Below are 17,053 nucleotides of genomic sequence, written 5' to 3' on the forward strand. Positions count from 1 at the left end.
CTGATCGGGATATCCGGCCCCTCTCCGTATTCCCGCCCTCATTATATCGGGATGACATCCGGGCACGCATGCTACATTGTACATGGTTCCCCACTCCACTTTTTACCAAAAACAAGGGACTAAAGTCTCTTTTATTCCATTTTTATGGTTGGATTACTGTTATTTAGCAGCTAACTTGCAGCCGAAGGCCGGGATCTTCTTCGGTTGCCGAGCACAATGCCGCCCAAAATGAGCAGCACCCCCAGCCATTGCAGCCAAGCTACCGGCTCTCCCAGTACGAGAGCAGACATGGAAACGGCTACGGGCAGCTCGGAGGCCGTCAGTATAGTGCCAAGCCCCGGCCCGACATGCGGCATGCCGATGGAGAACAGCAGCGGCGGGAGCACGACGCCGAACAGACCCAGCAGAAATCCATAAGGAGCCACTCCGCTTACGGTAGAAAGGTCCAGGATAAAGACGGGCGGAAAGCATAGAAATACAGTGATCATGCCGCCTGTCGATAACAGCGCCGTCTTCAGCATTGCCGGTGTGTCTCTGCCGACTGCGCTGCTGAGAAAGATGAACGCCGTAAATGTGAGCGACGCCAGCAACGCCCAGAGAATGCCTGCTGCGGAAGCCGCAAGCCCCCCGCTCTGCAGAAGATTCGCTGCAAGCACCGAGCCGGCCAGCAGCACCAGAATGGACAAAAGCTTCTGCCTCGAAGGCTTATTCTTGTAGAACAGCCACTCAAACAGCGTGCCAATCCAGACAAACTGAAATAAGATGACGATGGCCAGCGACGCATTCAGCGTCTGCAGAGACTGATAATAGAAAATGCCGGTCAGGCCAAACGGAATGCCGGAGAGCAGCAGCTTTAGACTGGAGCGGGAGCGGGCTCGCTTTCTTCCGGTGATGATCACGGCGACCCAGGCGAGCAGTGCGCCCACCGCGTACTGGCTTCCCGTGACCTCGGTTACGGTAAAGCCTGCAGCGTATGCCAGCTTGACCATGGTGGATAACACCCCGTAGCAGCAGCCGCCCAAAAAAACAATCCATGCATAATGCCATCGCTTCATTGCTTCTTTCCCCTCTGAAATAAAATAGCCACACCACTGTCATTATATGACAATGGTGTGGCGAAAATAGAGCTAGCTCTAGAAAAGTCCACAGCCTCAATTTTAGAATCAATTATGAAGTATAAGATGGCGTCAAGCGCTTGTCAATCCTTTTACGGCAGGAGCTATTCAGTATTGCTATGAGAAAATTTTTCTGTTTTTCACCTGCTTTTCAGCAAGCTCCGGTATGATGGGTGTAACGATGGGTACAAGCACGGGAGGAATTAGTATATGGAAGCATCTACAGCCTTAGGCGGTGTCCGGATTTTGCTGGTGGACGATGAGCCGCATATTTTAGAATTTCTCGAAATGGGATTGCTCGGGGAAGGATGTCAGATTAAGCTGGCGGACGACGGACGCAAGGCCTTGGCGGCGGCGGAAGCCTTTCAGCCGCATGTCATTATTCTGGACGTCATGCTGCCCGGCATGAACGGCATGGAGGTGTGCCGCGAGCTGAAGGCCGCCGGCAGCGACGCTGCCGTCATCATGCTGACGGCCCGCGATGAGGTCGGGGACCGTGTGGAGGGCCTGCGGATCGGCGCCGATGACTATATGGCCAAGCCCTTCAGCTTCGAAGAGCTGCTGGCCCGCATTCTGGCCCGGGTTCGGAATCAGTTTCCGGGACTGCTGGGCGAAGTATCTGCAGGCCCCTTCAGGCTGGATGACCGCAAACGCCGCATTACCTATGAAGGCACTCCACTGGCGCTCTCTCCAACAGAGTATGACCTGCTCAGGCTGCTCATACAGAAGAATGGCACCGTGCTCAGCAAAAGTACCATTTTAAGCCTCGTATGGGATTATGATTTCGGGGGCCAGGACAATATTGTAGAGGTGTATATCCGCTCTCTGCGCGAGAAGCTTGGAGATAAGGAGCACCGGTTGATCCGCACGCTTCGGGGAGCCGGGTACCGGCTCGATCTGCCATGAGGATGTACCTTCAGCGGCTGCGGGAGGGCCCCCGTTCTCTGCGGTATCAGCTGCTGTCCCGCTCCCTTCTCGTGCTGGCGGTGCTGCTGCTTATGATCGGTTTTGTTCAGTATGTGCTGACGCGAAGCGTCATTTATCAGAATCAGGCCGACATGATGCATGCCCAGCTGCGGACTCTGTCGATGAACTTTCGCGAGATATGGATGACAGGCGGAGGGAGTGGCGGTACTGGCGGTGAAGCCCCGGTTCCCGGGGGAAGGAGCCGGAATAGAGAGACAGCAGAAGCTGCCGAGCCCTTGAATCGCAGGCCGCTCCTGCTGCTTCCGGACACCTCTCTGGCCTGGATCAGCAGGGAAGGGCAGCTTCAGGCACTTCGCGACCACAGCTACGCCCCGCCCCAGCTAGGCACTGAAGCTTATCTTGCGCTGATGTCGGCGGAAACCCGGCTTCCCGAGCTTTACCGGTTGGTTGATGGACCGGATGGCACTCCGCAGCTGGTCGTGTTCCGGCTGATCGGGAGCCCCGCCCAGCCTCAGGGTTTAATGCAGCTGGGTGTAAGTGCAGCTCCGTTGCAGGACGTCATCATGCGCCAGCTGATGACCTTTGGGGTATTGTCTTTGCTTGCTCTTGCCGGGGGAGTCGCCTTGTATCTGCCCCTGCTGCGCCGAACCCTGACTCCCCTTAATAATATGGTGGCTGCGGTGCAGCGGACCGGGGCACAGACGCTGAATGAGAAATTCCCGGCTTCCCAGGGCCAGGTTGAAATTGACCGCCTTGCGCAATCGTTCAACGGGATGCTTGAGCGGCTGGAGCACTCATTCCGGGCAGAGGTGGAGGCTAAGGAGGGAATGCGCAGATTCATCGCGGATGCTTCGCATGAGCTGCGTACCCCGTTGACGTCTATTCACGGCTTCCTGGAGGTGCTGCTGCGGGGGCATGTCAGTCCGGCCCAGCTGGAGGCCGCTTTGCGGAGTATGCACGGGGAATCCGGCCGAATGAAGAAGCTGATCGAAGATCTGCTGCTCCTGGCCCGCCTGGATCGTTCACCGGGCCTGGAGCTGCAGAAAGTAAACCTCGCCGCCCTGATTGCTGAGGTGGAGCCCAGCCTGACCGTGCTTGCCGGTGATCGGCAGGCCGTCTTTCAGCTTCAGAAGGAGCTGATCAGCGCCTGTGATCCCGACAAGTTCAAGCAGGTGCTGCTGAACCTGTTTCACAACGCGGTACAGCATACGGATCCCTCCACGGGCAGCATCACGGTCAAGCTGATCCGGATCCATAACGAGGCCGAGCTGAGCGTTTGGGATAACGGCTCCGGCATCCTTCCAGATGCCCTGCCCTATGTCTTTGACCGCTTCTACCGAAGCGACGTCTCCCGAGCCCGTAAATCCGGGGGCTCGGGCCTAGGGCTAGCGATCTCCCGCTCCATTGTGGAAGCCCACGGCGGCATGATTGCGGTTGAAAGCACACCCGGTGAAGGCAGTGTGTTTCGCGTCCGCCTGGCCCTTGTTCAGTGAGCTTCATTGCGGTCCCGAACCGGGAACCAGCCTGGCACGTTCATGATGGCATTCCACAGCGCGTCAGGCACGACCAGCTCCTCCTGGTCCTCCGGGCCGACGGTAGTGCGGATGCTCTCTTCCCGGCCTTCTTCGACCTTCTTTACCCAGTCCGGCTCTACAATGAGCTCACGGCCCAGAGCCACCAGCGCGGAGCCCGCTCCCAGCACCTCCATCGCCTGCTCCGGGGTGTGCACCGAGCCGACACCGATCAGCGGCTTCCGGGTTCCAATCGTATCCAGCAGCAGCGCAAGCGTGGTCTTCGTCACATCCGGGCCCGTTCTCGGCTTGATGGTGTAGTCCATCAGGGACACATGGAGATAATCCAGCGGCTCTTCCGCCAGCTTATCCACCAAAGCTAGGGTATCATCCAGGGTAAAGCCCGGCGTTGTTGCCTCTTCCGGAGAGAAACGGTACCCGACGGCAAACGGACGGTCAGCTTTTTTACGTACCACATCGGTGACCTCCTTCACTACAGCCAGCGGAAATGCCATTCTCTTCTCCAGGCTGCCGCCCCATTCATCTTCTCTGCGGTTGGAATGCGTAGAGAAGAACTGGTGGATGAGATAGCCGTTCGCGCCGTGAATCTCGACACCATCATAGCCGGCCTCGATGGCCCGGCGTGTCGTCTCGCCAAAATCGGAGATAATGTCCCGAATTTCTTCATCTGACAGACTGCGAGGCTGTACGCCGCCGCCCCGCTCCTCCGAGGCCACTGCGCTGGCACTGACCACGTCGCCGTTCACAAGCTCGGGCGGGCAGGAGCGTCCTCCGTGGAAGATCTGCAGGATGGCTTTAGCGCCTCTCGAATGAATGGTGTCTGCCAGCTGGGCCAGACTGGATGTCATCTCATCACTATGGCCGCCGAATTCACCGGGAAAGCCCTTGCCATTTCCCGATACATAGGTGCAGGCGGTAATAACCGCCCCTACTCCGGCTGAGCGCCTTGCATAATACTGCAGCTCCTGAGGGGACACGGTGCCGTCCTCATGGGAAGCATAATTTGTCATCGGCGCCATGACCAGGCGGTTATGCAATTGAAGTCCTGATTGAAGCTGTACAGGCTCAAGCAATGCTTTAAAGGCTTTATTCATCATGGTTAAGTATCCCTCCAGATTTATAAGGTGAAGACCAAAAGTATAATACCCCAGCCTCATTACAGCATACCCTTAATTCGCACAAGATTGCCAACTTCGACACAAACCGGCTGGAATGGAGCCTTTTCCGGCTAGAGCCGGCCTGTGCTCCTCCTCCCTACTATCCATGTCAGCCAGGCAGCTATATAATAGAATAGGCTTTGCGGCCATAACGGATTCAGAGGTGATGCCACTTGGAGAACTGGATTACACAATTTACCGAGCAGTATGGATACTGGGGCGTATTTCTTATGATGGCCCTGGAAAATATATTTCCTCCCATCCCGTCGGAGGTGATCCTGACCTTCAGCGGTTTTATGACGACGTACACCGAGCTGACCGCCCCGGGCGTTGTTCTTGCGGCAACACTGGGCTCCGTCTTCGGTGCATGTATACTGTACGGCATCGGGCTGCTGCTGGATGTAGAGCGGCTGGAGAAGCTCATTGACCGCTGGGGGCATCTCCTTCGTGTCAAGCACGAGGACATTCACCGTGCCGACCGCTGGTTTGATCGATACGGATATTTCACCGTGCTCTTTTGCCGCATGGTACCCCTCATTCGAAGCCTCATCTCGATTCCGGCCGGCATGTCCAATATGAAATTCGGCATGTTTCTGCTGTTTACTACCCTTGGCACCCTGATCTGGAACATCATCCTGGTCATGCTGGGCTCTGTCCTTGGCGACGCTTGGGAGGACATTGTGGCTTTTATGGATGTATATTCATACATAGCGTATGGCTTGATTGCAGCAGCAGGCGTATTTGCGGTCATTCTGTTCATTCGCAAATTCAAGAAGTCGGCCTAGAAGACAGACGGCTTGTTCATACTGTTCATTTAAATGAAGGAGAGATGGGATTACTATGGATTTTATATTATTTATGAAGGCCGTCATTCTCGGAATGGTGGAGGGCTTGACCGAATTTGCGCCGGTCTCCTCGACCGGACACATGATTATTATGGACGACATGTGGCTGAAGTCAGAGGAGTTTCTGGGAAAATACGTTGCGAACACCTTTAAGGTCGTCGTCCAGCTGGGCTCTATCCTTGCCGTCGTTATCGTCTTCTGGAGCCGGTTTATGGATCTGCTGGGCATCCGCCGGAAGCAGCCGGCACCGGGGGCGGAGCATGGCAGACGCCTGAAGCTCGCGCAGGTCATCGTCGGCCTGCTGCCAGCAGGGCTGCTGGGTGTGTTCTTCGAGGATATTATTGATGAATATCTGTTCTCGGTGGAGACGGTGATGATCGGCCTTGCCGCCGGGGCGGTGCTGATGATTGTCGCCGACCGCTTCAGCCGCCGGGAGCCACAAGTGACGACCGTCGATCAGATGACCTACAAGCAGGCTCTCGGGGTCGGGCTGTTCCAATGCCTGTCGGTCATTCTGCCGGGCTTTTCCCGCTCGGGCTCCACCATTTCCGGTGGTGTCATGCTGGGGATGAGTCACCGCGCAGCCGCCGACTTTACGTTCATTATGGCTGTGCCGATTATGTTTGGCGCAAGCCTTATTTCTCTGGTCAAAAACCTGGAGTATTTCTCCATGAGCGCCCTTCCCTTTTTCATCGCGGGCTTTATCAGTGCATTTCTGTTTGCCCTCATCTCGATTCGCTTCTTCCTAAAGCTGATCAACCGGATCAAGCTGGTGCCGTTTGCCATCTATAGACTGGTGCTCGCTGCCGTGATCTTTATCGTATGGATTCAGGTGAAATAAAGGCTTCGCCAGGACATCCTGGCTGCACCGCACACGAAATAGAGCCGTCCTCCGGATTGCAGTGATCCGGAGGACGGCTCTTTTGACGAGGGATGCAGAATCTGTCTAGTCGAGATAGCCTGCGAGCCCTTTGGACACCAGGTAGTCCATCTCGCTGTCCAGAATTTGCTCTACGACAAGCTCGCTGAGAGAGACGTCCCGCTGCTCCAGCACATAATCCACCAGGTCGTCGCTGTCAATATCGACTTCACCCTTGGCGCCCTGATGCGCTTTTTGCAGATAAGCCTCCTCATGCTTCAGCACAAGACGGATATCTCCCACCGCCGCACCCGTCCGGGACGCGATAAATTGTTCCAGCTCCTGCTTGTTCAATGATTGCTCCATAGCTGCATGTCTCCTGTCTTTAATTAGCGTTGGATTCAGACTCAAAGAATAGAATAACTTACTTCCTATGCGCCTACAAATAGACAAGGTGTTCTTATCTAAATACGATTCTAGCTGCTTTGACCGGAGTTATTGAACTAAGAAAGCAATGAGTACCCATCGAGATCATATTACGGAATATATTACGTAACATATTGGGTAAGTGCATGGTATACTTAGATCATGAACCGGAATAATATAACGTAACCAAGGAGAAGATGGAGATGGTAGTAAAGATGTCAAAACCCACATTTGACGTTGACCAGTTGGTGACTTCTTCCGATGCTTCCAAAAAATTTGGAGAGTTGCGCAGAAAGGCCAAAGAGCTTCCGCAGTATATTACTGATAATGGCTCTGTTGATACGGTTCTAATTGGATATGATTTGTTTGAACAGCTATATGATCGGTTGACTCGTCTCGAGGAAGCAGAAGAGCAACGTATCCTCCTGCAACGACTCGAGCGAATCCAACGGAATCCAGAATCCGCGAAGTCTTGGAAAAGTGTGCGCTGTAACACAGAGACCTAAATGTCAGAAGAACGATTCGATGTTCGTTTACGTTCTTACTATTGAGCGGCGTACGCGCAATATGGCTTTTAATATCGCCCATGGCAGATTAAAGACTTATCGGAAGCTGACAAAGGAACAAATGCGACTTCTTCATGAAAAGCAAAAAAGTGGTCCCTCAAGCGATCACCCAAGGTGGAATTAAAGGAAAAAGCTAAAAGTCCCAAAAAAGATAAAGGAGCTAGCTCCTGAGTAGTGGGAGGCCACTGAAGAACTACCATAATTAAGTTTCAAAGACTTTAATATAAAAAAAGGGGCACCGAGCTCGCAATAAAAGCGAGCACGGTGCCCCTATTTTCGGTTTCTTTCAGCTTCCTAATGTAAAGATTCGTTTCAGATTCACCACGAATGTAGCCATTGCTCCTTGCATATGCATGCCGGATAGACCCGAGGATGTGGCCACATCATACCCGTGTCTGTGCTTGAGTCCGCTGTTCTTCGCTTCAATTTTGTAGCGCTCTTTGGCTTTTTCTTTGAAAGCCTCACTTTCCTGAAACGCCATTCATTCGGCGTGCACCCCGAATTTAATGGTGACGGAGTACGTCTTGCTCTTGGCGCCCTCCTTGTAACATCCCTCTTTCAAGGGACACCTCTTGCACTGCTCTACATCAAAGTAGTAGGTGTCGGCTTGGTTCTTGACCGTCTTCCTTCTTGCGTCCCCCTTGCGTAATCTGCGGGTTTGACCGGGAGACCAGTTCCATATGATTCTTCTTGGTGTAGATCAGGTTGTCTTTCTCCGAATACGCCGTGTCGCCCATCAGGGTTTTACAGTTACGCCAGCCGCGACGCTTTTTTGTCTTTAGGCACGATCAGGTCATACAAGGACGTGTACGGGCTGAATGAAAACGAAGGTTGATTCTGGAACAAAGGGCTTCCATCCTTCTATCTTAACGGTTTTGCAGTAGATGACGAAGGAGCGTAGGGAAGAGGGAGGCTGGAGAAGCGGAGCGCTCGCCTTTGTCCCCGGATTTCATCCGCCAAGCGGTATGAACAAGAAATCTGGGGACAACAGCGATCGGAAGCCCCCTCTTTCTGCAGCGACCACGCCTTCGTTGGCGGATACACCATCTTTTGGGTTGAGTAGTAGAGGGCTCCTTTTCTTAGTTGAATCAAAAGCAGGGATTGGCATGCATGATCTAGAAGGTATTATCGCAAGACTGATCCTATTTACTCGGGAGGTTGCTATGAAGCATACAGGACTCGGAGGCAAAAGTATTATCCTCAGACTTGAAATGGACACGAACCGGATCAAATTCGGCCAGGTCGCTTCGGCAGTTTCGGAAGCCGGTGGAGATATGGTAGCGATTGACGTCATTCAGTCCACTGGCCACACCACCGTCAGGGACATTACGATTACCGTAACCGACAGCGCGCATATCAGCAAAGTTACAGATACGGTCAAGAGCCTGGACGGCGTCCGGCTTGTGAACATTTCCGACCGTACCTTTCTTATGCATCTGGGCGGCAAGATCGAGACCAACCCCAAAGTACCGATCAACAACCGGGATGATCTGTCCAGGGTGTATACTCCGGATGTCGCGCGCGTCTGTACCGCCATTCAGGAGGATCCTAAGAAAGCGTATACACTTACAATAAAAAGAAACACGGTTGCCGTAATCTCCGACGGCAGCGCCGTGCTGGGGCTCGGCAATATCGGCCCGTACGCCGCCATGCCGGTCATGGAGGGCAAGTCGATGCTCTTCAAGCAATTCGCAGGTGTGGATTCTTTTCCGATCTGCCTGGATACCCAGGATACGGAGGAGATTATCGCTTCGATCAAGGCGATTGCTCCTGCTTTTGGGGGCATCAATCTGGAGGACATCGCCTCTCCGCGCTGCTTCGAGATTGAAGCGCGTCTGCGGGAGGAGCTCGATATCCCCGTCTTCCACGATGACCAGCACGGCACCGCCGTGGTGCTGCACGCTGCCCTGATTAATGCTTTGAAGGTGGTCGATAAGCCGCTGGACCAGGTTAAGGTCGTGATCTGCGGCATCGGCGCCGCCGGGGTTGCCTGCAGCAAGATTCTGCTAGCTGCCGGTGTCGGCGAGCTGATCGGAGTGGATCGTGCTGGAGCTCTGACCCGCGACAAATCCTACGATCAGCCCATGTGGCAGTGGTACGCGGAGCACACGAATCCCAAGAGGCTGGATGGCCCCCTGAAGGATGTAATCCAGGGTGCCGACGTATTTATCGGCCTGTCCGCCGGAGGCGTGCTGAGCCGGGAGGATGTTCAATCTATGGCGGAGCGGCCGGTCGTCTTCGCCATGGCGAACCCGGTGCCGGAAATCCAGCCGGAGGAGGTTGAGGACATCGCTGCTGTCATTGCAACCGGCCGCTCGGATTATCCGAACCAGATTAACAATGTGCTGTGCTTCCCCGGCATTTTCCGCGCTGCACTGGATTGCCGGGCGTCCAACATCAACGAGGAGATGAAGCTGGCGGCGGCGGAAGCGATTGCCTCTGCCGTTCCTGCGGAAGAGCTGAATGCCTCGTACATCATTCCGAGCGTCTTCAACCAGAATGTGGTCAAGGCCATTCGTGAGCGGGTGGTCAAGGCTGCCGTGCAGAGCGGCGTAGCGCGAAGAATTCCGCGGGAATAAAGAGGCCGGTTCTCTTGTAATCCGCCTCCCCTGCAAGTGTAAAGCTGATATAGCCCTCCTTGGCCTGCCTGATGATGACAAGCAGGCCAAGGAGGGCTTTTTAAATACTGATTATTGACCGGTATAGACCAAGATCGCGTCTCTCAAAAAAGCCGCCGTGCCCGGCTGCTCCTGATCATAGTAGGCGGTAAACCGCTCGTCATCCACATACATCTGTGCAAGCCCTGCATGGGCCTCCTTGCTGTAGCTGTCCCAGTAAAAGCACAGCCAGCGCTTGTGCAGCTCCGCTGCCTGCTGAGCCTGCTCTCCGGCCGGGTCACCCGACTGCATCGCTGTCGCCAGCGTTGCCTTCAGCTGCTGCTCCAGCGCTGTTACAACTTCATATTGCTCCGGCGACATGCCCTGAAGCTTGTGATTGGCCCGCGAAACTGTCTCCTCTCCGTACTTCGTCCGTAGCTCTTCCCCGTATTTCTTCTCATTCTCGTCCACCTGCTGACGCTTAAATCCTTCAAATTTGTCTACATCACGCATCGTCATGCTCCCTTCTGCTGCAGCAATGCTGCGCTCTACATTCTGAATCAAGAGGTCCAGCCGCTGCTTCTGTCCTAGCAGCTGCTCCCGATGTCCCTTCAGCGCGGCGAGGCTGTCAAATCCCGGCGCATCCAGCAGCTCCTGGATGGTGTCCAGCGGCAGAGAGAGCTCGCGGTAAAACATAATCTGCTGCAATCGCTCGACCTCCCTGCGGCTGTATATCCGGTAGCCGGAGGAGCTGATCCGGTTCGGGTGCAGCAGCCCGATCTCATCGTAATATCTCAAGGCTCTGGTGCTCACACCCGCCATCTCCGCAAGCTTCTGTATCGTATACTCCACTCTCGATCACCCCCTGGCTTTGATCATAAACCTTGACGCTGCGTTAAGGTCAACCCTTCTTTTTTATAGTTTATGTTTCCCTCTGAACAGAAACAAAAGGACCCCCGCTGGAATATCCAGACGGCGGTCCTCTTGGTAATACTTATCATCGGTTTACAGTTGTTCGTTTTCAGCAGCTTCAGCCCCGGTCTCCGATGTTCCGCGCTTTTTGTTTACCCACTTCTGCAGCGGCTCGGTCATCTGCTCCTTCAGCTGCTCAATCAGCTGCGATTCAGAGATGCCCTTGGCTTCAGCCAGCTCGGCCAGAGATTTGCCTTCCTTCAGCCCGGCCTTCAGCTCCTCCTCTGTCATGCCGAGAATATCTGCAGCCTTAGTCAGGCTGCCGAATTTGAAGCCGCCCTTGCCGTGACCCCGTGCAGCTCCCCCTTTATCCTGAGCAAATCCGGCCTGATCCACCATTGTTGCAACCCGCTCGCTGAGTTGCTCCTTCTGCTGTGCAGCCTGCTCCTCGGTAAGCTTTCCTTCGCTTTGGCGTGTGTCAATTTGTTCTGTGAATGCTGCAGTCAGCTTAGCCAGCAAATCCTCCCGGGCAACTCCCTGTGCGTCCGCAATCTCATTCAGCGTCTTGCCGGATTTCAATTGCTCCATCAGCGCGCTTTGCTCCAGGCTCAATGCAGCCGCTGCCGTCTCAAGCATATTCATATGTCCGCCGTGGCCGCCTCGCTGGCCCTCCTGGCCTCCCTGGAAGCCGCCGCGCTTCATGCCTTCTCTTGCAAAGCCTCTTCCCTTGCGCTCTGTGGAAGCCTCTCCGCTGCCCGAATCCGTCACGCTCGTGCCTTGTTCCTGTGCTGCTGCCGCAAAGGTCTGATTCTGCATATATCCAGCTCCGCCCAGCAACAATCCCGCCGCCATGGTTCCCGCCAATACTTTCAAGCTCAATGTTTTGTTGTTCATGTGAATCGCTCCTTTAGGGTTGGATGATCTTACAGTTCATAGTATAGGTTTCCAACCTGAAAGAAAGCTTAACGAAGGCTGATGCTCTCCTTAGTAGAAGCTGAATGTTTGCTGAATGTCGATACCTTATAGATCGAAATCCAAAGGGAAATCGTCAAAATCAACTCGAAAATATTCGTGGCGGCCGAGCTTTCAATCGGTATGGAAATCGCGCTGCCTATAGCCATAAGCAGAGTTCCCCAGAAGAGAGCCTGTGTCACTTTATGACGCCATAACTCAATACCAGCAGTCAGCAGCGGTATAAGGATCAGAAGCACCATGAGCGGCGGACCCGAGGCTTCATCTGCAGAAGCATAGCTAAGTGCTCCGTATTCCCACATCGGCTTTAATTCCAGCGGCAGTGTTTCGGTCACCAGCTCATACACAATCAATGCCGCCGTGAATAGCCAGGCTCCCCATGCAGCCACTCGAGTTCGGGCCCAATCGCTTCCTGCCCGGATTATTAGATCGTACGAAACCATGGTTAATAGCGGTGTGAATAAAGCATGAATCCAGAAACGCGAGAAGTTAAGACCTTTAAGAAGCGCACTCTCTCCAATCCAGGCCCCGGTCCCAAGCAGAGCATTATCCCACACCAAGCCCAGTGTCACCACAAATAAAAGGTACCTTAAACCTCCCGGAGACCGATCCTGGCGATATATAATGACTCCCCAAATCATCAGGCAAATATACATTCCAGACAACAGTAAAAACCAGAGCGAATCCAAGTTATCTCAGCCCCCTTAACGGTAGTGATCCAGGTGCAGATAAATTACTGCACCATCCATCCTTGAGTTTTTGCAGGTGAAACCAACTTATACGTTTATACCCGACCACATTTCGCGCAAACCAGCTGACTGGCGATTGTGAAGCTGTCCAAAACCAGCAATTTTTGTCCAATGCCCAGCATAAAGTGGCGAGCGGATGGCGGAACGTTTTTTTATAATGAAGACGTTATCATGATATTGCCAGTGCGCTGCAGCCTATAGACATGCTTGAACGATAAGGAGGAGATGCTTGTGTCGCTGCGAGTTGGAATGATCGGTTATAAATTTATGGGCAAGGCCCACAGTAATGCATACCGGGCTCTGCCGATGTTCTTCCCGAAGGCAGCCAAGCCGGAGATGGCCGTCATCTGCGGCCGCGACGGTCAGGCCGTACAGGAGGCGGCAGACCGCTTCGGATGGGCGGAGTCCGAAACCGACTGGCGGGCTCTCATTGCCCGAGAGGATATTGACATTATTGATATTAATGCGCCCAGTGATGCCCACAAGGAGATTGCTTTGGCGGCCGCTCAGGCCGGAAAGCATATTTTCTGTGAGAAGCCGCTGGCGCTAAGCCTAAAGGATGCCCGGGAGATGCTTCAGGCTGCGGAGACTGCCGGCATCAAGCACATGACGGGCTTCAACTACCGCTTCTCCCCGGCCGTACAGCTGGTCAAGAAGCTGATTACAAGCGGCCGTCTGGGGCAGATTTATCACTTCCGGGCCTGGTTCCTCCAGGACTGGATTCTCGACCCCAGCTTTCCGCTCGTCTGGCGCCTGCAGAAAGAGATCGCCGGCTCCGGCTCCCATGGTGATCTGGGGGCGCATCTGATCGATCTTGCCCATTACCTCGTTGGGGATCTGGAAGAGGTTATCGGCATGAGCGAAACATTTATTAAGGAGCGTCCGCTCGCCGCCGAAATGACCGGGCTGAGTGCCAAGGGCAGCGCAGACGGTCCCAAGGGCGAAGTCACCGTAGATGATGCGACACTGTTCCTGAGCCGGTTCAAGAACGGCGCACTGGGCAGCTTTGAGGCAACCCGGTTTGCTGCAGGACATCGCTCGACCAATGCCTTTGAGATCAACGGCAGCCTGGGCAGCGTACGGTTTGATTTTGAGCGGATGAATGAGCTGGAGGTTTATTTCACCTCGGATGCCGAGGACGTGCAGGGCTTCCGGCGCGTGCTGGCCACCGATCCTGCCCATGCGTATGCGGAGGCCTGGTGGCCGCCGGGTCATACGATCGGGTTCGAGCACACCTTTATCCATGAATTCCTGGAATTCACGACAGCTATTCAGGAGAATCGCCAGCCCGAGCCGAGCTTCACAGATGGTGTGAAGTGTCAGGCTGTGCTGGAGGCTGTGGACCGCTCTATCGCGGAACGCCGCTGGGTATCCATTTCGGAAATGTAGAACACAGGAGAGTGAAACGACATGAAAAAAGCATTGATCGTATGGGGCGGCTGGGATGGACATGAGCCCGAGCAGGTCGCGGGTATTTTTGAAGAAATCTTGAAAGAGCATGAGTTTGAGGTCGAGGTGTCCAACACGCTGGATGCCTTCGCAGATGCCGCCCGGCTGAAGGAGCTGGATCTGATCGTTCCGGTCTGGACGATGGGCGAGATTAAAGAGGAATATGTCAAAAATGTTTCGGAAGCCGTCCAAAGCGGCACCGGACTTGCCGGCTGCCATGGCGGCATGTGTGATGCATTCCGTACGAATGTAGACTGGCAGTTTATGACCGGTGGACAATGGGTAGCTCATCCAGGCAATGACGGCGTCGAGTATACGGTCGAAATTCGGCACAGCTCAAGTCCCTTGGTGCACGGAATGTCCCACTTCAAGGTTGTATCCGAGCAGTATTACCTGCACGTGGATCCTGCAGTGGATGTTCTGGCTTCCACTCGATTCCCGCTGGCAGACGGCCCGCACCGCCTGAATAACCCGGTCGATATGCCGGTTGTGTGGACCAAGCGCTGGGGCGTCGGACGCGTGTATTATAACGCGCTGGGTCATCAGGCAAACATCGTTGAGATGCCGCAGGTGAAGGAATTAATGAGACGCGGCCTGCTGTGGGCAGCGGAAGGCAAGACGGCGCCGGAAGCCATGGAAGCCGCCCAATCTCAAGGAACCTACACCGGGATGAGCGACAGCCAGCTGTAAATGCATTAGACCTCATTCATTTAGGAGCTGAAATCACACATGAGCAAATTAAAAACAGGTATTATAGGCTGCGGCAACATCAGCGGCATTTATATGGAGAATATCCCAAGCTTTGATTCACTGGAAATTGTAGCCTGTGCAGATCTTGATGTGGAGCGGGCCCGCAGCCAGGCGGAGAAGTACGGGATCCCGGCAGCCTGCACGCCGCAGGAGCTGTTGGATCATCCCGATATTGATCTGATCATTAACCTGACCATTCCCGGCGCGCACGGCGACGTATGCCTGATGGCTCTGGAGGCCGGCAAGCATGTGTACGTCGAGAAGCCGTTGACGCTGACACTAGAGCAGGGGCGTCAGGTGCTGGAAACGGCCGCAGCGAAGGGCCTGTATGTAGGCGGCGCTCCGGATACCTTCCTCGGCGCCGGACTGCAAACCGCGCTGAAGCTATTGAAGGATGGCGTGATCGGCCGTCCGGTCTCGGCGACCGCTTTCATGATGGGCCACGGTCACGAGCACTGGCATCCCGATCCGGAGTTCTATTATGCCGAGGGCGGCGGTCCTATGTTTGATATGGGACCGTACTACCTGACCGCACTGGTGCAGCTGATGGGACCGATTCGTACCGTAGCCGGCATGACCAGCAAAGCATTTGAGAAGCGCGTCATTACGAGTGAGAAGAAAAAAGGGGCCGAAATCCCGGTTGAGATTCCGACCCACGTGACGGGAACACTCGCCTTTGAAAGCGGCGCGATTGCGACGATGATTACGAGCTTTGATATATTCGGCGGCAGCTCGCTGCCTCCCATCGAGGTTCACGGAACCCAGGGCAGCCTGAGAGTGCCGGATCCGAACTCGTTCGGCGGCACCGTACAATACAAGAAGCTCGGCGATGAGGAATGGACCGAGGTGCCGCTGATCGAAGGCATGGCTGCAAATGGCCGCGGGCTGGGCCCGGCCGACATGGCACAGGCTATTCTGGAGGGACGGCGGCATCAGGCCAGCGGTGAGCTGGCGTACCATGTGCTGGAAGCCATGTGGGCCTTCCATTTGTCTTCAGACTCCGGCAGCTTCTACGACATGAAGAGTTCATATACCCCAGTATAAGGAGCATGTATAGCGCACGGCGGTGACGGGATTTCTTCCCGAAGCTGCCGTGTTTCTTTGTGTGGTGATTGCCCTGGCCGCCAGCTACTGGACAAAAACGCCCCTGCTCTCTATGATGGAATGGACATGGTTAACAAGCAGTATTGCCCACGAAAAGGATGCGGAGACGATGCGAAAAGGCGGGAGAGCGGCATGAAATTCATTTACGAGAATTGGAAATTTGACAGTGAGCTTCCCTTAAAGATTTTCAGTCACAATAATATCCAGTTCTATGCCCACTGTCATCCCGAGGTCGAGATTATTTACGTTGAATCCGGCAGTCTGCTGCTGGGTGTTAATGAGGAGAAGCGGGAGGTTCATGCGGGGGATTTCGTGATCTGTAGCAGTAACGACATTCATTCCTTCGAGTATGGCGGCAAGGAATCCCGTGCAACGGTTCTCGTGTTCAAGCCCGAGCTGCTCGGCTCCTCCCGGACATGGCCGGGCGACTTCCAGTTTACCTCTCCCTACTTCACCCCCGCTGACAAAGACCGGAAGCGGCTGTATGGACTGCTGCAAGCCATCTACCAGGAATGCGAGGGCGGCGGAGCCGCTGCTCCCGCCTCGGCGCTCATGGTCCGCGGCCTGACGATGCAACTTTGCGCAGACCTGCAGCGCTGCATGCCGGTGGCCCCCAAGGCCAAAGAGCCTTACGAGCAGCGGGCTCGCCTGCAGAAGATGCTGTCTTATATCGAGGAGAACTGCCGCACCGAGATGACGCTGGAGTCGATTGCCGGGCATTTCAATATGGATCCCTTCCATTTCAGCCGGACCTTTAAATCGACCCTGGGCCTGTCATTCAAAACCTACCTTAATATGGTGCGGGTGTCGCTGGCCGAAATCAAATTGGAAAACACCGACGACAGCATTATGGAGATCGCTCTGGAATGCGGCTTCAGCAGCATCCGCACCTTTAACCGGGTGTACAAGTCCATTAAAGGGCGGACACCGTCCCATTACCGCAAGCAGGGGGCTGCTCCCCAGGATTGAACTGCACCCCGTCAAGTAGACAGTACAAATAAATAAAATTAATTAGGCGGCCTTAGATCTGAATTCCATTGGACTAAGGCCGTTTAATTTAGCTTGTAATCGTTCATAGTTATAAAAATGAATA

General features: G+C 54.5%; 18 protein-coding genes and 1 pseudogene. 11 read left to right on the forward strand and 8 right to left on the reverse strand.

Translation table 11 applies throughout. The annotated features are described in order from the left end of the window. Positions 1 to 170 precede the first annotated feature (170 nt). A complete protein-coding gene (locus ACH6EH_RS16450; protein ID WP_397333125.1) occupies positions 171 to 1,055 on the reverse strand; it encodes an EamA family transporter in 885 nt (294 codons plus the stop codon). A gap of 270 nt (positions 1,056 to 1,325) precedes the next feature. Between ACH6EH_RS16450 and ACH6EH_RS16455 the strand changes: the two genes are divergently transcribed. Continuing rightward, a complete protein-coding gene (locus tag ACH6EH_RS16455; protein ID WP_397333126.1) occupies positions 1,326 to 2,021 on the forward strand; it encodes a response regulator transcription factor in 696 nt (231 codons plus the stop codon). Then, a complete protein-coding gene (locus ACH6EH_RS16460) occupies positions 2,018 to 3,535 on the forward strand; it encodes a sensor histidine kinase (protein ID WP_397333127.1) in 1,518 nt (505 codons plus the stop codon). The genes ACH6EH_RS16455 and ACH6EH_RS16460 overlap by 4 nt, the downstream gene beginning before the upstream one ends. Here ACH6EH_RS16460 and ACH6EH_RS16465 read toward each other — a convergent pair. Beyond that, entirely contained in the window at positions 3,529 to 4,668 is a 1,140-nt protein-coding gene (locus ACH6EH_RS16465) for an NADH-dependent flavin oxidoreductase (RefSeq protein ID WP_397333143.1), read from the reverse strand. The two genes, ACH6EH_RS16460 and ACH6EH_RS16465, sit on opposite strands and share 7 nt — an antisense overlap. A 236-nt stretch (positions 4,669 to 4,904) precedes the next feature. Between ACH6EH_RS16465 and ACH6EH_RS16470 the strand changes: the two genes are divergently transcribed. After that, positions 4,905 to 5,516: a DedA family protein gene (locus tag ACH6EH_RS16470; protein WP_397333128.1), complete on the forward strand. Its 612-nt coding sequence runs from the start codon at positions 4,905 to 4,907 to the stop codon at positions 5,514 to 5,516. A 55-nt stretch (positions 5,517 to 5,571) separates the two neighbouring features. Further along, a complete protein-coding gene (locus tag ACH6EH_RS16475; protein ID WP_397333129.1) occupies positions 5,572 to 6,417 on the forward strand; it encodes an undecaprenyl-diphosphate phosphatase in 846 nt (281 codons plus the stop codon). 105 nt (positions 6,418 to 6,522) lie between these two features. Here the strand turns inward: ACH6EH_RS16475 and ACH6EH_RS16480 are convergent, their stop codons facing one another. After that, complete coding sequence (locus ACH6EH_RS16480; RefSeq protein WP_138224431.1) at positions 6,523 to 6,801, reverse strand: DUF2309 domain-containing protein; 279 nt, start codon at positions 6,799 to 6,801, stop codon at positions 6,523 to 6,525. Between the two features lie 275 nt (positions 6,802 to 7,076). On the opposite strand from ACH6EH_RS16480, the gene ACH6EH_RS16485 reads away from it, so the two are divergent. Further along, positions 7,077 to 7,367, forward strand: a complete 291-nt coding sequence (locus ACH6EH_RS16485; RefSeq protein WP_397333130.1) for a hypothetical protein — start codon at positions 7,077 to 7,079, stop codon at positions 7,365 to 7,367. Positions 7,368 to 7,713: 346 nt separating this feature from the next. Here ACH6EH_RS16485 and ACH6EH_RS16490 read toward each other — a convergent pair. Further along, a pseudogene (locus tag ACH6EH_RS16490) lies at positions 7,714 to 8,200 on the reverse strand (transposase); the annotation flags it as partial. Between the two features lie 390 nt (positions 8,201 to 8,590). Here ACH6EH_RS16490 and ACH6EH_RS16495 point away from each other — a divergent pair. Then, positions 8,591 to 10,006, forward strand: a complete 1,416-nt coding sequence (locus ACH6EH_RS16495) for an NAD-dependent malic enzyme (RefSeq protein ID WP_397333144.1) — start codon at positions 8,591 to 8,593, stop codon at positions 10,004 to 10,006. Between the two features lie 111 nt (positions 10,007 to 10,117). Here the strand turns inward: ACH6EH_RS16495 and ACH6EH_RS16500 are convergent, their stop codons facing one another. From ACH6EH_RS16500 to ACH6EH_RS16510, 3 genes are all read right to left on the reverse strand, one after another. After that, positions 10,118 to 10,876: a MerR family transcriptional regulator gene (locus tag ACH6EH_RS16500; protein WP_397333131.1), complete on the reverse strand. Its 759-nt coding sequence runs from the start codon at positions 10,874 to 10,876 to the stop codon at positions 10,118 to 10,120. 153 nt (positions 10,877 to 11,029) lie between these two features. Continuing rightward, the gene (locus ACH6EH_RS16505; RefSeq protein WP_397333132.1) at positions 11,030 to 11,830 is read right to left on the reverse strand and encodes a hypothetical protein; all 801 of its coding nucleotides are present in this window, start codon (positions 11,828 to 11,830) and stop codon (positions 11,030 to 11,032) included. 68 nt (positions 11,831 to 11,898) lie between these two features. Then, the gene (locus tag ACH6EH_RS16510; protein WP_397333133.1) at positions 11,899 to 12,597 is read right to left on the reverse strand and encodes a hypothetical protein; all 699 of its coding nucleotides are present in this window, start codon (positions 12,595 to 12,597) and stop codon (positions 11,899 to 11,901) included. A gap of 285 nt (positions 12,598 to 12,882) precedes the next feature. Between ACH6EH_RS16510 and ACH6EH_RS16515 the strand changes: the two genes are divergently transcribed. From ACH6EH_RS16515 to ACH6EH_RS16535, 5 genes are read left to right on the forward strand one after another with little or no spacing between them, the layout of a single operon-like run. Beyond that, on the forward strand, positions 12,883 to 14,046 hold the full coding sequence (locus ACH6EH_RS16515; RefSeq protein ID WP_397333145.1) for a Gfo/Idh/MocA family protein: 1,164 nt from the start codon (positions 12,883 to 12,885) through the stop codon (positions 14,044 to 14,046). A gap of 21 nt (positions 14,047 to 14,067) precedes the next feature. Continuing rightward, a complete protein-coding gene (locus tag ACH6EH_RS16520; RefSeq protein ID WP_397333134.1) occupies positions 14,068 to 14,796 on the forward strand; it encodes a ThuA domain-containing protein in 729 nt (242 codons plus the stop codon). A gap of 39 nt (positions 14,797 to 14,835) precedes the next feature. After that, on the forward strand, positions 14,836 to 15,900 hold the full coding sequence (locus ACH6EH_RS16525) for a Gfo/Idh/MocA family protein (RefSeq protein ID WP_397333135.1): 1,065 nt from the start codon (positions 14,836 to 14,838) through the stop codon (positions 15,898 to 15,900). A gap of 49 nt (positions 15,901 to 15,949) precedes the next feature. After that, on the forward strand, positions 15,950 to 16,096 hold the full coding sequence (locus tag ACH6EH_RS16530) for a hypothetical protein (protein WP_397333136.1): 147 nt from the start codon (positions 15,950 to 15,952) through the stop codon (positions 16,094 to 16,096). Further along, complete coding sequence (locus tag ACH6EH_RS16535; RefSeq protein ID WP_397333137.1) at positions 16,093 to 16,929, forward strand: helix-turn-helix domain-containing protein; 837 nt, start codon at positions 16,093 to 16,095, stop codon at positions 16,927 to 16,929. The genes ACH6EH_RS16530 and ACH6EH_RS16535 overlap by 4 nt, the downstream gene beginning before the upstream one ends. A gap of 42 nt (positions 16,930 to 16,971) precedes the next feature. Here ACH6EH_RS16535 and ACH6EH_RS16540 read toward each other — a convergent pair whose 3' ends face one another. Next, complete coding sequence (locus ACH6EH_RS16540) at positions 16,972 to 17,052, reverse strand: IS3 family transposase (protein WP_397333146.1); 81 nt, start codon at positions 17,050 to 17,052, stop codon at positions 16,972 to 16,974. Position 17,053 lies beyond the last annotated feature (1 nt).

Origin of the sequence: Paenibacillus sp. JSM ZJ436 (assembly GCF_044383795.1) — a bacterium.
GTDB lineage: Bacteria > Bacillota > Bacilli > Paenibacillales > Paenibacillaceae > Paenibacillus_AQ > Paenibacillus_AQ algicola.